Below are 13,898 nucleotides of genomic sequence, written 5' to 3'. Positions count from 1 at the left end.
CTGGTTCGAATCGTGGAAGTCGATACCGGGGAATCCTGGCGAAAGGTTCGGGACGAATTGCAACGATTAGCTTTAGGTCATTTTTCTTCGAAAAATGGTGACCTGTATCAGTGCACTGAAATCACCGTCAAACAGCGCCAAATCTTCGCAGCTGTAGGCGTTGACNACCGTCAAACAGCGCCAAATCTTCGCAGCTGTAGGCGTTGACCCTCCTCCAAGGTTCCTCGAGATCCAGCCAAATTCATAGATACACGCATCAACCATGCTGAATGGCTCATGAACCCAGCTGTATCAAGGGTTTATGAGTGATTTGTTTATCTAGTGACTGTCGAACTCGGGTTTTACACTTTCCGATAATTAAGATTTTACAGTTTTAGTTAAATATAGTTGAACGATATTTCATACGATAGCTGTCACCATTTAAATGAATGATCTCTGCTCTATGTAGGATTCTATCTAATATTGCAGTAGTGATTGCCGGATCACCTAATAATTCGCCCCATTCTTTTGTTGCATTTGATTTTACAATGAACCAACAAACTAAAAATAAAACAATATCACAACTTTAACAAGCCAATGGAGTGAAGGGGAGGCCGTACCTTTGAAAAAAACTCAACTACGTCAGTGGTTTAAGCAATTTGCTAACGATTGTCAAGGATCAAGCGAGTTGTATGAATATTGGTCTAAAAAAATAGCTGACGATGATGACCTGCTTGAACTATGCTCTCATGCCCGCGAAGGACAACCCGTACCAAACTTATTGTTTGGAGCGGTTCATTATCTTCTTTTGAAAGGGAAGGACCATCTTTTAAAAGAATATTTTCCAAGCATTGTTTCAAGCCCAAGGGCCAAAGAAGCATCGTTTGTCCATTTCAAGGATTTTTGTCAGGTTTACCGGGAAGAGATCATTTCCTTGCTTAAAGTTAAATTGGTCCAGACCAATGAAGTCAGACGGTGTGCGTACCTGTATCCGTGCTTTTGTTTGATTTATGAGAGGGTGAAAAAGCCGTTGGCACTCATTGAGATTGGTACAAGTGCCGGGCTTCAGCTGTTGTGGGATAAGTATTCTTACTCATATGGAACCGATGAGGTTTACGGCGATAAGCAGTCAAATGTCCGTTTGGAGTCCGAGGTGAAGGGAGGTAACTTTCCATTTTTGCTGCCGAATAGTCCGCCCGTTACATCAAGGGTGGGCGTAGATTTACACATTAATGATTTATCTGACCCGGAAGATTATTTATGGCTGAAGGCACTTATTTGGCCCGAACATCATGACCGCAGGGAACGCTTCGGGCAGGCAGCCCAATATTTTAACAAGCAGTCGGTGAAATTAATCGAAGGCGATGGTGTGGCTTTACTGCCTAGTATTGTGGAGCAGATGACATCTGATGCCGCCATTTGCATTTTTCATACCCATGTCGCCAATCAAATGCCGAAAGAGATGAAATTACAACTCATTGAACATATAAAATCTATCGGACGTTACAGGGATGTTTTCCATATATATAACAACATGTGGGATCAGAAACTGCATCTTGACTGTTATATCAACGGGGGTCAATACACTGACACGGTAGGGGAAACGGATGGACACGGCCGATGGTTTACATGGGAGTTGTAAATATGGGCTTAGATTGATGAGGCACTTTTGTACAAGAGTGGAGTATGCTTTAATATATATATTTTAATATATATATTATTCAACAGAAGTGGGAGGTAACTATGAACGCTAAAGCAAACGAACAACTGATCGAGTTTTATGAACGCAACCGCAACCGGGCCCGTCTGCTCATTTCCTGTCCTGACCAACCAGGCATTGTTGCTGCTGTTTCCCAATTTTTATTTAACGAAGGAGCTAATATCATTCAATCTGATCAATATTCCACAGATCCTGAAGGCGGTCGTTTTTTCATGCGTGTCGCCTTTGAAATCCCTGGCTTGGAAACGAGAGAAAAGGCGCTGTGCCGGGCATTTGAGCCTGTGGCCGCCCGTTTTGCCATGGATTGGCGGATCTCGTTTGCTTATCGGATCAAGAGGATGGCCATTTTCGTCTCCAAGCAAGAACATTGTCTGCTGGAGCTGCTCTGGCAATTACAGTCCGGAGATTTAGTCGCGGAAGTGCCACTTGTCATCAGTAATCATGAGGATCATCGGGAATTGGTAGAATCGTTTGGCATTCCCTTTTATCACATTCCGGTCAGCAAAGAGACAAAAAGGGCTGCCGAAGCGGAACAATTGGAACTGCTTGCCGATAACGTTGATTTGATCGTGCTTGCCCGATATATGCAAGTGTTATCACCTGAGTTTGTGGCCCATTACCCCAATCGCATCATTAATATTCATCACTCGTTTCTGCCGGCATTTGTCGGAAGCAAGCCATATGAACGTGCTTACGAACGCGGGGTTAAACTGATCGGGGCCACGTCTCATTACGTGACCAATGAACTGGACGCGGGGCCGATTATCGAACAAGATGTTTCTCGGGTCAATCATCGCCATAATGTTCAAGATTTAAAACGAATCGGTCGCCACATCGAGCGCGTTGTTCTGGCTCGGGCCGTTAAATGGCACCTTGAAGACCGCATTATTCCTTACAATAACAAAACGGTCGTTTTTGTCTGATGGGTTAAAGCTGGACACAAGCGTTAAAGCGACAAGGGTTAGTCAAGCATGGAACCGGAATCCATAAGTCCAAAGATTTTAATATCTATTTTTAACTTACCTCCGACAGAAGTCTCCCACTTCTAAGCGAAGCGAAAGTGGGAGATGAATGTCGGTTTGATGTAGCCTCAATATGATGAGTGTGGTAAAATAAAATCAAACAAACGTTCGTATTGTGGGCAGGTGATGCGGATATGGCCAACAAAGCCTACAAATTCCGTTTGTATCCAACACAAGAACAAGAACAACTGCTCGCCAAAACGTTCGGTTGCGTCCGTTTCGTCTACAACAAAATGCTTGAGGAACGTCAACACATCTATGACACGTTCAAAGACGACAAAGAAGCTTTGAAACAGCACAAATTTCCCACTCCGGCCAAGTACAAACGGGATTTTCCGTGGCTCAAAGAAGTCGATAGCCTTGCCTTAGCCAACGCTCAATTAAACCTGCAAAAAGCATTCACCAACTTCTTCTCTGGCCGGGCGGGATTTCCCAAGTTCAAAAGCCGCAAGGCCAAACAGTCGTATACCACAAACATAGTCAATGGCAACATGAAGCTTGCCGATGGCTCTATCAAGTTACCCAAATTGAAATGGGTCAAATTGAAGCAACATCGAGAAATTCCTGCTGACCACACCATCAAGTCGTGCACGATCACGAAAACGAAAACAGGAAAATATTTTATCTCCATCCTGACCGAATACGAGCACCAACCGGTGCCAAAAGAAATAGAAAACGTTGTTGGGCTCGATTTTTCCATGAATACGCTGTATGTTGATAGCGAGGGTAAGAGAGCCAATTATCCTCGATTCTATCGGCAAGCCTTGGAAAAACTGGCTCGACCCCTCCTTTTCGGTCAAAGCGTCCACGACAACGGTTGGGGCCTGTTCACTACTTTCCTTCAATACAAGTTAGCAGAACAGGGAAAGAAGCTGATCAAAATCGACAAATGGTTCCCCTCATCCAAAACGTGTTCATGTTGTGGCCGGGTGAAGGTGTCTCTATCGCTTTCCGAACGTCTATTTCGTTGTGCATGCGGTTTTGTGGCAGACAGAGATATCAACGCCGCCATCAATATCAAAAAGGAAGGCCTGAAACAGTTAGGGATTGCCTAAATTCTTGCTGGAACCGTGGGGCACACGGGGATCGCTCGGTCAACTTCCCATCATGAGATGGGATTACCCGAGAAGCCCCCACCTCTAAGCGTTAGCGTAGGTGGTGGGAGTATGTCACGTATAATCTTTATCTCAACTGGAATGGTAATCATGTTTATATCCCAACGGCTAAATGAAAATAAGAACTGTAAGCATTGACCAGGAAGCACTGCACATCTCAAGGATACAGCTGAATGAGTGGTACGAGACATTGCGTGCCCAACTGCAAGTTGGCTAAAAGGAGGATGACGGTGAATCAATTTTTTGTACATTTTGTCTCGTTTATGATCATGGGCATTCTCTGTTTCTGCGAAGCGTGGCGGTACAAAAAGAATAAGGGCATTATGTTGGATAGTTTTTTCAGTCGCTGGGTCCAATTTGTTATTGCCTCCATCATTTTTATCGTTGAAGGTTTGCGTGTATTTCCAGAAGGAGTTCACCTTTTGTTTCTTTTCGTGTGTGTACTTGCGGTTTTATTTCTTTTTCATTTTTTCATACATGGCAAGCGGATCAAAGCCAATAAGATAACAGAAGAAATTGTTATTGCTGCAGTGGAAAAGGTGCTTCAAGATATAAATGCAGAATATCAACTTACAGGCCCCGCCGAAAACGGGTATAGCATAGAGGAATATAAACTTATAAAGCTCCCGGAATATGACCTGGAAATGAGGGTAACCTGGGGAGACCAAGACCGTAAAGGACTCAGAAACTATACCGTTACTTTCAAGAAATGGTGGAGGTTTCCCTATGCAAAAGAACTATTGACTGAGATGGTTTTATACTTGAAAGAGCAAAGAAAAGACCAAGCATACCATAGATATATCTATCTCAATGCCATATTTGGTATTCTGTCCGTAAGCATAGGTCTGTATTTGTTTTATATGGGATAGGATTGGGATAAGCCTGAGTTTTTCATCCTGTTAGATGAATTTTTTAGACTTTGCTCCAAGTGATACAACAGTGCAAAGTATAATTGGCGGCGGGGGCTTTTGCGCCCTGTTCTCTTTGCCTGCGAGTTAACGACCACGCGCGGGAACATAGCCGGTTTTTTCAACGAGATATTGCCCCTGCTCAGACAGTATCCAGTCGATAAACGCCTCTCATGCGGGTTGTCACTTCCTGAGTTATGCTCGTCATTGGGTTGCTAATGACTTTGGCCAGCTGTCATTCAGATGAAATCACACCAGCGGATATAAACAAAACTGAGTTAATACTTGAAATGCGATCACGTGTTGAGGGAATGTACAGTGTTGTTGTGTTTACAGAGGACATGTTTTTTCAAGCAGAGGAGAGTCAATTTTATGAGAATTTTTATGCAGCCATTGATACTGATAAAATTATAACAATAGTCATATTATCAGAATTTACAGAAATTAGAGTACCAGCTTACATGCTTTTAGACCAAAAGGACATTGTCCTGATCACAACCGATATTAAAAAGTTAGTGCAATTTTTTGATGAGCATAAGAATATCGTTTGAGTTCAATGTCAACAAAGGTCTACATGAATAACGGCCAAAACTGTTACAATAAGAGCAAGTTATCCATCATGGGGGGCTGAATATGGAAAGTGCTGCTTGGGATATTGTCTGGTGGCTGGTGATCATCAGTTTATTTGTACTCAGTATAGCAGGCCTTATGTATCCGGTGATTCCTTCCATTTTGCTGGTTTGGGCCGGATTTGCCATTTATCAATTTGCGGTAGCACCAGCTTTGCCAACCTCCTTTTGGGTCGTGATGGCTGTTTTCACACTGCTTGTCTTTGCGGCCGACTATGTGTCCAATCTCTACTTTGTCCGGAAATACGGCGGATCAAGGGTTTCCCAATGGGCTGCTGTTGGCGGGCTCATTGTGGGACCTTTTCTGATGGGCCCTGTAGGCTTGATCGTGGCTCCTTTCCTGGCTGTCACATTGGTTGAGCTGACACGGCAGCAAGATCCCGGTCAGGCAGTGCGGGTGGCCGTCGGGACGCTGCTTGGTTTTGTGAGCAGCACCTTGTTCAAATTGGTGGTCCAATTGATCATGATCGGCTGGTTTTTATGGCTGGTCTTGGTTTAACTTACCTCCGAAAGAAGTCTCCCACTTCTAAGCGAAGCGAAAGTGGGAGATGAATGTCGGTTTGATGTAGCCTCAATATGATGATTGTGGTAAAATAAAATCAAACAAACGTTCGTATTGTGGGCAGGTGATGCGGATATGGCCAACAAAGCCTACAAATTCCGTCTGTATCCAACACAAGAACAGGAACAACTGCTCGCCAAAACGTTCGATTGCGTCCGTTTCGTCTACAACAAAATGCTTGAGGAACGTCAACACATCTATGACACGTTCAAAGACGACAAAGAAGCTTTGAAACAGCACAAATTTCCCACTCCGGCCAAGTACAAAAAAGATTTTCCGTGGCTTAAAGAAGTCGATAGCCTTGCCTTAGCCAACGCTCAATTAAACTTGCAAAAAGCATTCACCAACTTCTTCTCTGGCCGAGCGGGATTTCCCAAGTTCAAAAGCCGCAAGGCGAAACAGTCGTATACCACAAACATGGTCAATGGCAACATGAAGCTTGCCGATGGCTCTATCAAGCTACCCAAACTGAAATGGGTCAAATTCAAGCAACATCGAGAAATTCCTGCTGACCACACCATCAAGTCGTGCACGATCACGAAAACTAAAACAGGAAAATATTTTATCTCCATCCTGACCGAATACGAGCACCAACCGGTGCCAAAAGAAATAGAAAACGTTGTTGGGCTCGATTTTTCCATGAATACGCTGTATGTCGATAGCGAGGGTAAGAGAGCCAATTATCCTCGATTCTATCGGCAAGCCTTGGAAAAACTGGCCCGAGCCCAACGGGTGCTGTCACGCCGCAGGAAAGGTTCCAACCGTTGGCACAAACAGCGGCTGAAAGTAGCCCAGTTGCACGAAAAGATTGCCAACCAACGTCAGGATTTTCTGCATCAGGCTTCACGACAATTGGCCAACCGGTATGATGCCGTGGTGATTGAAGACCTCAACATGAAAGGGATGGCTCAAGCCCTCCATTTCGGTCAAAGCGTCCACGACAACGGCTGGGGCATGTTCACTACTTTCCTTCAGTACAAGTTAGAAGAACAGGGAAAGCAGCTGATCAAAATTGACAAATGGTTCCCCTCATCCAAAACGTGTTCATGTTGTGGTCGAGTGAAGGTGTCTCTATCGCTTTCCGAACGTCTATTTCGTTGTGCATGCGGTTTTGTGGCAGACAGAGACACCAACGCCGCCATCAATATCAAAAAGGAAGGTCTGAAACAGTTAGGGACTGCCTAAATTCTTGCTGGAACCGTGGGGCACACGGGGATCGCTCGGTCAACTTCCCATCATGAGACGGGATTACCCGAGAAGCCCCCACCTCTAAGCGTTAGCGTAGGTGGTGGGAGTATGTCACAGTACAAAATAGGAGGAGATCTCTATGTTTTATGAAGTGAAGGAATTAAGCGGCAAGGAATGTTATCAATTGTTAAACAGCCTGGTCACGCCCCGGCCCATTGCCTGGGTCAGCAGTCTGAGTGCAGAAGGAGTGGTTAATTTGGCTCCACACAGCTATTTCACGGTGGTTTGCACTTATCCGCCCATGATCGGTTTTTCAGCTGGCGGCCCTAAAGATACTCCCCGCAACATTCTAGCGACCAAAGAGTTTGTCGTTAATGTGGTCACGGAAGAATTGACTGAGCGGATGAATTTGACCGCTGTGGAGTTTCCGCCTGAGGTGAGTGAGCTGGAGGAGGTCGGTTTGACAGCAGAATCTTCCCGTTTTGTCCGTGTCCCCAGAGTGAAGGAATCTCCAATGCATATGGAATGCCGTTTGGTCGATATTCATGAGTACGGTCCGCGTCCCGCTTATTTTATTATCGGGGAAGTGCTGGCTTTTCATATTGACCCCCAAGTCACACGTAACGGGAAAGTTGACCCCGCTTTACTGAAAGCGGTAGGCCGCATGGGAGGAGCTTATTACACCCGGACAACAGACTATTTTGAACTCCCAAGAGTCAGCTATGAGGAGTATCAGCAGCACCATAAGCACAAAAGATCATGAACGGGAGGATGGCGAAGGTGTTTGAGTACACGCTCTGCTTCATCAGACGGGATAACCACATTCTCATGCTTAACAGGGAAAAAGCGCCTTGGCAAGGCATGTGGAACGGGATTGGCGGGAAGATAGACCCCGGTGAGTCTCCTGATACAAGCATGAAAAGAGAGATAGCTGAAGAAGCGGGGTTAAACATAGAGCCGGTTTTAAGAGGTTGTGTGAGATGGAACGTAGATCATGCCCGTTACGGAGGTATGTATGTTTACACCGCTGAACTGGACATTGACATCCCATACATAACCCCAAAGAAAAATGACGAGGGGATTTTAGATTGGAAGCATATCGATTGGGTTATGGATCCTGAAAATTTGGGCATAGTCAGCAACATTCCTAAATTTTTACCCGCGTTATTTGAGGAGCAGCACATGTATGAACATCATTGTGTTTATCGGGGCAACCAGCTGGTCGATTATGTAAGGAAACAATGGGCTCCAAACTTAATCAAGGGGTAGTCAGCCGACAAAAAAGCAGATCATTGCCATGGGGGGAGGAGGGTGCTCCATGGAGCCAGACAACCCTCCTCTTCTCGACCTGTACATCTTAAAACCAGCACAACAGATCAATGTTCTAATCCAGCGTTCTATCCGTCCTTTCGCTTGAATGATCCCAGTTTTCCATCCCAGGCAGAGAAATCAGTTCAATAATAATTTTCTAAAAATTAAATTGAATAAAACATTCCAATATTGTATATTTATTTAAGAAGGAGATCATGTGGGAAAGGATCCAAATAAGGGGTGTTGGGTAGAAGTTCATGAAGTAGAACATGATTACGAACAAATCCAGACTGACGACGTTGAGATTCAAGTCGGATGTGTCACTTGCGGAAATACCTATCATGCTTCAAAAATATCCGGACCAACCACAGTAAATCGTTTTGAGAAATACTTAACCGGAGCTTGGGCAAAAGCAAAAAAATATCGTTGGAGTTCAAGTGCCACAACCACCCTATCAATAAAGGTCAAATTTTTCTCCTTTCCCACTTGTACTCCAGAATCGATATTAACCAGCGTTTTGTCATAAATTCTGTATCTCTGGGGTTCAAGGAGCATCTCCAACTGGAAATTCGATTAAAAAATCTTTCTAAACATACTATACGAGGAGTCGTTAACGATGAAACGAGTCATGATTGTTGGAATTTCTGTTCTATTGTTATTGCCCGTTGGATTTTTTCTGTTATCCAGTGAAAATCAACCGGTATTGTATGCTGCCAGCTGGGATGCAGTGTACGAGTTCCAATTGAATGAATCTTTTTCTCTCAATGTCATTATGCTCGAAAAGAAAAAATGGCATGAATCTTCCTCTATCCGTAAAGTCAAAGAGGTGTCACTGCCAAACTCGGGACTGAATGTGGATGATTTTTTCATAGAGCGCGGAGATCGCATTAAGGATCATTATCGGTTGGTAAATCTGATTCTCGATATCTCTGCCGAGAAAGCAGGAAGCTATGAAGCGAAGACAATTGAAATTGTTTTTGATGATGAGTCCACTCATGCTTTTGATATTGGGCATCTTCTCTTTCACGTCACAGACAGGAAAGCCGATCGTATTTTTCAACCTGTTGAGTCCTATACCGTCATCTACCCTGAACTTGAATTTTCAGCTAAACTACAAAACCAGTCAACGGAGGAAATTGTTATTGAAAGCATCGAGTTAGAGAATAGAACTATTACTTTGAGTGACATTCGCCTCAATCAGCATGCATTTAACGAACCTGTTCATCTCTCTTCAGGGGAATCGTTTACGATAGAATTTACCTTTGCACCGGTTGAACAGGGCTATCCATTCTATGCCATTTCGCCTCTCATCCGGTACCGGTTGGGAGAAAGAGAATATTTTGAGCGTTTGCCGCTGGCCATGTACCGCCTGTCCAGTATTACCGAAGAGCTCATCGATGAGATCATGACAAATGGAGATTATGACCATTTTAAGCATTAATGGAAAAAGCGAACTGGATAACAAAAGAAACACCAACATTTTAAAAGATTTTTTACAAGTTGGCCATCGCCGGTTTCTTTGAACATCGGAATGATGATGGCGAACATCGGCGATGTTTGGTTTGTCAAACGTTTGCATTGAGTCCCGTCAAACAGTGATGTAAAATTTAGACATGAACAGCAAAAACATAGAAAGGTGTTATTGATGCAAACCTGTATTGTCGTTGGCGGCGGGATTCTCGGGGCATCTACCGCTTATCATCTGGCTAAAGCTGGAGCAAAGGTGACGTTAGTTGACCGTCAAGATCCAGGACAGGCTACGGATGCAGCTGCAGGCATTCTTTGTCCGTGGGTGACGCAACGTCGGAATAAAGCATGGTATCGGCTGGCTAAAAACGGAGCGAGGCATTATCCTGCTTTAATTAAAGAATTGGAGGAAGAGGGGATAACAGATACAGGGTATGCACGGGTCGGGACCATTTGCTTGCACACGGATGAAGAAAAGCTGGATAAAATAGAGGAAAGGGCGTATAAACGGCGCCAGGACGCTCCGGAAATAGGAGAAATTACGCGCTTGTCCCCTAAGGAGACGAAAGATTTATTTCCACCGTTGAAAGAGCAGTATAGCGCCGTACATATCAGTGGGGGAGCCCGTGTGAACGGCAGAGCTTTACGCGAAGCGCTTGTTTATGTTGCTAAGCGCTACGGGGCTTCTTTTCTTTATGGTGATGCGACGCTGGTTGCCGAAGATAACCATGTGATTGGCATCAAGGTAAACGGAGAGAAATTATATGCTGATCAAGTGATTGTCACAACGGGCGCTTGGGCAAAAGCGCTATTGCAACCACTAGGCGTTCGATTGCAGGTGGCTCCACAAAGAGCCCAAATCGTTCACCTAGAACTCCCAGATACAGATACGAGTAAATGGCCGGTAGTCATGCCCCCTGCTAACAAGTATATTCTCTCCTTTGAAGGCGGCCGGGTCGTCATAGGCGCAACACACGAAGACAATGTTGGCTTTGATGCCAGAGTGACAGCCGGTGGCCTGCATGAAATTCTTAACAAAGCACTGGAGATTGCCCCTGGTTTAGCTAACGGTACCGTGCTTGAAACAAGAGTGGGCTTTCGGCCACTAACTCCAGGATTTCTCCCTGTTGTAGGCCCTTTACCGGGTTATAAAGGGGTGCTAATTGCCAATGGACTAGGCTCTTCAGGATTAACGGTTGGGCCATATCTGGGTGCTGAACTTGCCAAGCTTGCTTTGGGAAGGGAAATGGAGATTGACATCACGGACTACGATGTTTGTAGTGCCTTAGAAAACCATTAAATCGCTGACAGCAGACTGTACAGTTCATCCACAATCAGCTTTTGATAATCCGTCCCTTTCCCATAACGTTTTAATATTTCTTCGTAGGCCGCTGTCTTTTTCTCGTCGTAATCCGGGGCCTTAGGATCCGGATTTTCCTGTTTGAAACGCACCATAGGTTCTTGCACATAAGCGGGTCGCGGTCCCCATTCAGCCAGCACATTGCCGTCCTGATCGGTAAATAGCACTTTAGGGATGGCCCGGCCGCCCATGGTTAAAAATTGATCGATCAGGTCCAGATGTTGTTCCATGATAAAAATTTCCGTGGGAATCTCCGCCTCTTCCACCACCTTGAGGACAACAGGCAGATTGCGCACCACATCTCCGCACCAGTCAGAGGCAATGATGGCACAGCGCAGATCCCGGCGGTTCCTTAACTGTTGAAAGGCAGACCTTTTGTCTTCAGCCCAGACAAACCGGTCATACCAGCTAGTCAGTTTATCGCGATTAACGGTCATTCCCTCAATAAAATCTTGGGGTGTCATCCCCTGTCCAAGTTTGTGAGCAATATTTTTACTCATCATGCCTGCCTCCTTAAACATTTGTCTCTATGATAGCACTGGCTGATCTTGTCCAGCAATAAAAGTGCTTGGCGTGAGCAAGACTTTTCAAAACGTGTTGACAATAGGCAGATGTGGTATGATAATTTTAGCAATTTGGAAAAAGACGGGTCCGGGGTAAAAGTAAAAGGATCCTCCTTTCAGTTAAGAGGATCCTCTCCGTATATAGGCGGAATTATTTTAAAACATCATGGTCAACATACCGTTCGCCATTGATTTCGCTGAGGAGATTAATGGCGACTTTGGCGCCGTCACCGGCAGTAATAATGGTATGTACGCTGACACCGGCGACTGTGCCCGCGGCCCATACTTTCTCAACATTTGTTTTTCCTTGCGGGTCGGTTTCAACAATGGTTTTAATTCTCGGCTCGGTTCCAGGTTTTGTTTTCAGACCAAGCTTCTCGGCCAGGTCAGTAGAGAGGCCGGTGGCTAGGATGATGTATTTGGCCTCATATGTGTCGTTAGCCGTGTGAATGACAAAGGTATCTCCTTGTTTGTTTATATCGGTGACCTCTTCATTCACCAGTTGGGTGCCAAATTTTTCAGCCTGTTTTTTGCCAATGTCTACCAAGTCAGGCCCTGCGATTTCCATAATTCCGTAGTGGTTTTCGATCCGAGCCCGTTTGGTGATGCTTTTGTCATGGTCAAACAGAATGGTTTTCTTTCCCGCTTTTGATGTAAACAGAGCCGCGCTGGCGCCTGCAGGACCTGCACCGATAATGGCAATATCGTACATCGTATAACGCCTCCTTTCATAAGTATATTTTATATCTTTTGCATAAAGTTTGTAAAACTTGTTGCCCAGATATATGTCATATTTTTTTGTATAACGGCGATGGAAGGTGAAGACATGGCTGCACAAGTCAGATTTACACTTGAAATGTTTATCAACTGCTTTGTCAAACAGCGGTCCAAGCAGCACAAAAAGTTGTTTTGCAAACCAAATCATAATGATTTGAAACCCTGTCCAATCTGTGCTATAGTACAATAGTGATCTAGTGGAGGTGGAACAGATGACTGGCTTGTTGAAAGTATTGCTCATTCTGATATCCCTCGCCCTTATTGCTGTCGTTTTATTGCAATCTGGACGGAGCGCCGGACTGTCAGGTGCAATCAGCGGTGCTTCAGAGCAACTGCTGGGCAAAACGAAAGCCCGCGGCATCGATGCCTTGCTGGGCAAATTGACTGTGGTGTTTGGTACCATTTTCATTTTACTGACCCTGGCCGTAGCCTACATTGTACAATAAGACGAGACAGAGCAGCATAAGGTAGCAGCAGGAGGGTTCCTGCTGTTTTTATTTTTAAACAGGAAAAAAACGGGTATGATAAAATCATGGGATACTTGCTTGCGAGGGAGTGACATCAAGTGAAAGGCTGCATGCTGATCCATGGTTTTACCGGCAGCCCCCATGAAGTGATGCCGCTTGCTGAACACTTGAAGCGTCATACCGATTGGCTGATTCACACACCCACCCTCCCAGGACACGGTGCAAGGGAAAGCCTGAAAGATATAAACTGGCAGGATTGGGTCACCTTTGCCGAGCGGGAATGTGGCAGGATTGTCCGGCAATGTACGCGGCTGCATCTCGTCGGTTTTTCCATGGGCAGTTTGATCGCAGCATATTTGGCCAACCGCTTTCCGGTAAGAAAATTGGTTTTGTTAAGCCCGGCTGTGTATGCTCCCAATCCACAGCAAATCATCAGGGATGTGGCTGATCTTTTGCGGGAAGGCTGGGAAGACAACGGGGCAATGATATCTACCTTGGAAAGATATAAAACCAAAATCACGCAGACACCGCTCAGGGCGGTGCTTCAGTTTCGCAAAATGGTTCGGACGTTAACACCGGAAATCAATAAAGTTGATGTGCCTGTATTGATTATCCATGGCAAAAAAGATGATCTGGCCGACCCGAGAAGCGCAGACTATGTATACCAACAGGTGAAATCGCCCAGCAAGGAAATTGTTTGGCTGGAAAAATCCAAGCATGTCATTTGCCATGATTGTGAACAAGAACAGGTGATCCGTAAAGTGAGCCAATTTTTTGATATACCTACTGCTTGACAAGAAATTGAGGTTGACATAGGGAGGCAGCGGTGA

The 13,898-nt window shown here is 45.0% G+C and carries 16 protein-coding genes and 3 pseudogenes; 15 read left to right on the top strand and 4 right to left on the bottom strand.

Features of this window, described 5'->3' with window-relative positions:
• Positions 1-207, top strand: a pseudogene (locus tag IEW48_RS17515) (hypothetical protein); the annotation flags it as partial.
• Positions 208-373: 166 nt separating this feature from the next.
• Here IEW48_RS17515 and IEW48_RS07970 read toward each other — a convergent pair.
• Positions 374-514: pseudogene (locus IEW48_RS07970) on the bottom strand (ATP-binding protein); the annotation flags it as partial.
• Between the two features lie 87 nt (positions 515-601).
• Here IEW48_RS07970 and IEW48_RS07965 point away from each other — a divergent pair.
• The 10 genes and pseudogenes from IEW48_RS07965 to IEW48_RS07920 form a co-directional block, all read left to right on the top strand.
• A complete protein-coding gene (locus IEW48_RS07965; protein ID WP_188623332.1) occupies positions 602-1,621 on the top strand; it encodes a DUF2332 domain-containing protein in 1,020 nt (339 codons plus the stop codon).
• Positions 1,622-1,722: 101 nt separating this feature from the next.
• Entirely contained in the window at positions 1,723-2,622 is a 900-nt protein-coding gene (purU, locus tag IEW48_RS07960) for a formyltetrahydrofolate deformylase (RefSeq protein WP_007506655.1), read from the top strand.
• A 233-nt stretch (positions 2,623-2,855) separates the two neighbouring features.
• Positions 2,856-3,776 carry an RNA-guided endonuclease InsQ/TnpB family protein gene (locus IEW48_RS07955; protein WP_188623331.1) on the top strand — a complete coding sequence of 307 codons (921 nt, stop codon included), beginning with the start codon at positions 2,856-2,858 and terminating at the stop codon, positions 3,774-3,776.
• A 290-nt stretch (positions 3,777-4,066) separates the two neighbouring features.
• On the top strand, positions 4,067-4,705 hold the full coding sequence (locus IEW48_RS07950) for a hypothetical protein (RefSeq protein WP_188623330.1): 639 nt from the start codon (positions 4,067-4,069) through the stop codon (positions 4,703-4,705).
• 263 nt (positions 4,706-4,968) lie between these two features.
• Entirely contained in the window at positions 4,969-5,295 is a 327-nt protein-coding gene (locus tag IEW48_RS07945) for a hypothetical protein (RefSeq protein ID WP_188623329.1), read from the top strand.
• An 82-nt stretch (positions 5,296-5,377) separates the two neighbouring features.
• Positions 5,378-5,872, top strand: coding sequence for a DUF456 domain-containing protein (locus tag IEW48_RS07940; protein WP_188623328.1), 495 nt, complete (start codon positions 5,378-5,380; stop codon positions 5,870-5,872).
• Between the two features lie 138 nt (positions 5,873-6,010).
• Positions 6,011-7,120 (top strand): RNA-guided endonuclease InsQ/TnpB family protein, encoded by a 1,110-nt coding sequence (locus IEW48_RS07935; RefSeq protein ID WP_188623327.1) that lies wholly within the window; start codon positions 6,011-6,013, stop codon positions 7,118-7,120.
• Positions 7,121-7,262: 142 nt separating this feature from the next.
• The gene (locus tag IEW48_RS07930) at positions 7,263-7,886 is read left to right on the top strand and encodes a flavin reductase family protein (protein ID WP_188623326.1); all 624 of its coding nucleotides are present in this window, start codon (positions 7,263-7,265) and stop codon (positions 7,884-7,886) included.
• Between the two features lie 17 nt (positions 7,887-7,903).
• Positions 7,904-8,392: an NUDIX hydrolase gene (locus IEW48_RS07925; RefSeq protein WP_188623325.1), complete on the top strand. Its 489-nt coding sequence runs from the start codon at positions 7,904-7,906 to the stop codon at positions 8,390-8,392.
• 28 nt (positions 8,393-8,420) lie between these two features.
• Positions 8,421-8,498 (top strand): annotated as a pseudogene (locus IEW48_RS07920) (peptidase E); the annotation flags it as partial.
• A gap of 275 nt (positions 8,499-8,773) precedes the next feature.
• Here the strand turns inward: IEW48_RS07920 and IEW48_RS17420 are convergent.
• Positions 8,774-8,902: a hypothetical protein gene (locus IEW48_RS17420; RefSeq protein ID WP_268236555.1), complete on the bottom strand. Its 129-nt coding sequence runs from the start codon at positions 8,900-8,902 to the stop codon at positions 8,774-8,776.
• A gap of 148 nt (positions 8,903-9,050) precedes the next feature.
• On the opposite strand from IEW48_RS17420, the gene IEW48_RS07915 reads away from it, so the two are divergent.
• Together IEW48_RS07915 and IEW48_RS07910 are read left to right on the top strand one after the other, a co-directional pair.
• Entirely contained in the window at positions 9,051-9,875 is an 825-nt protein-coding gene (locus IEW48_RS07915; protein WP_188623324.1) for a hypothetical protein, read from the top strand.
• Positions 9,876-10,079: 204 nt separating this feature from the next.
• Positions 10,080-11,201 carry an NAD(P)/FAD-dependent oxidoreductase gene (locus IEW48_RS07910; RefSeq protein ID WP_188623323.1) on the top strand — a complete coding sequence of 374 codons (1,122 nt, stop codon included), beginning with the start codon at positions 10,080-10,082 and terminating at the stop codon, positions 11,199-11,201.
• Here the strand turns inward: IEW48_RS07910 and IEW48_RS07905 are convergent.
• Positions 11,198-11,761, bottom strand: a complete 564-nt coding sequence (locus IEW48_RS07905) for a thioredoxin family protein (protein ID WP_188623322.1) — start codon at positions 11,759-11,761, stop codon at positions 11,198-11,200. The two genes, IEW48_RS07910 and IEW48_RS07905, sit on opposite strands and share 4 nt — an antisense overlap.
• A 214-nt stretch (positions 11,762-11,975) precedes the next feature.
• Positions 11,976-12,536, bottom strand: a complete 561-nt coding sequence (locus IEW48_RS07900; protein WP_188623321.1) for an FAD-dependent oxidoreductase — start codon at positions 12,534-12,536, stop codon at positions 11,976-11,978.
• A gap of 277 nt (positions 12,537-12,813) precedes the next feature.
• On the opposite strand from IEW48_RS07900, the gene secG reads away from it, so the two are divergent.
• A complete protein-coding gene (secG, locus tag IEW48_RS07895) occupies positions 12,814-13,047 on the top strand; it encodes a preprotein translocase subunit SecG (RefSeq protein WP_188623320.1) in 234 nt (77 codons plus the stop codon).
• 119 nt (positions 13,048-13,166) lie between these two features.
• Positions 13,167-13,862: an alpha/beta hydrolase gene (locus IEW48_RS07890; RefSeq protein WP_188623319.1), complete on the top strand. Its 696-nt coding sequence runs from the start codon at positions 13,167-13,169 to the stop codon at positions 13,860-13,862.
• Positions 13,863-13,898: the final 36 nt, after the last annotated feature.

The sequence above is a fragment of the Caldalkalibacillus thermarum genome, from assembly GCF_014644735.1.
GTDB lineage: Bacteria > Bacillota > Bacilli > Caldalkalibacillales > Caldalkalibacillaceae > Caldalkalibacillus > Caldalkalibacillus thermarum.
The sequence above is the reverse complement of the archived record's forward strand: the minus strand, read 5'-3'. Positions and strand labels throughout refer to the sequence as shown.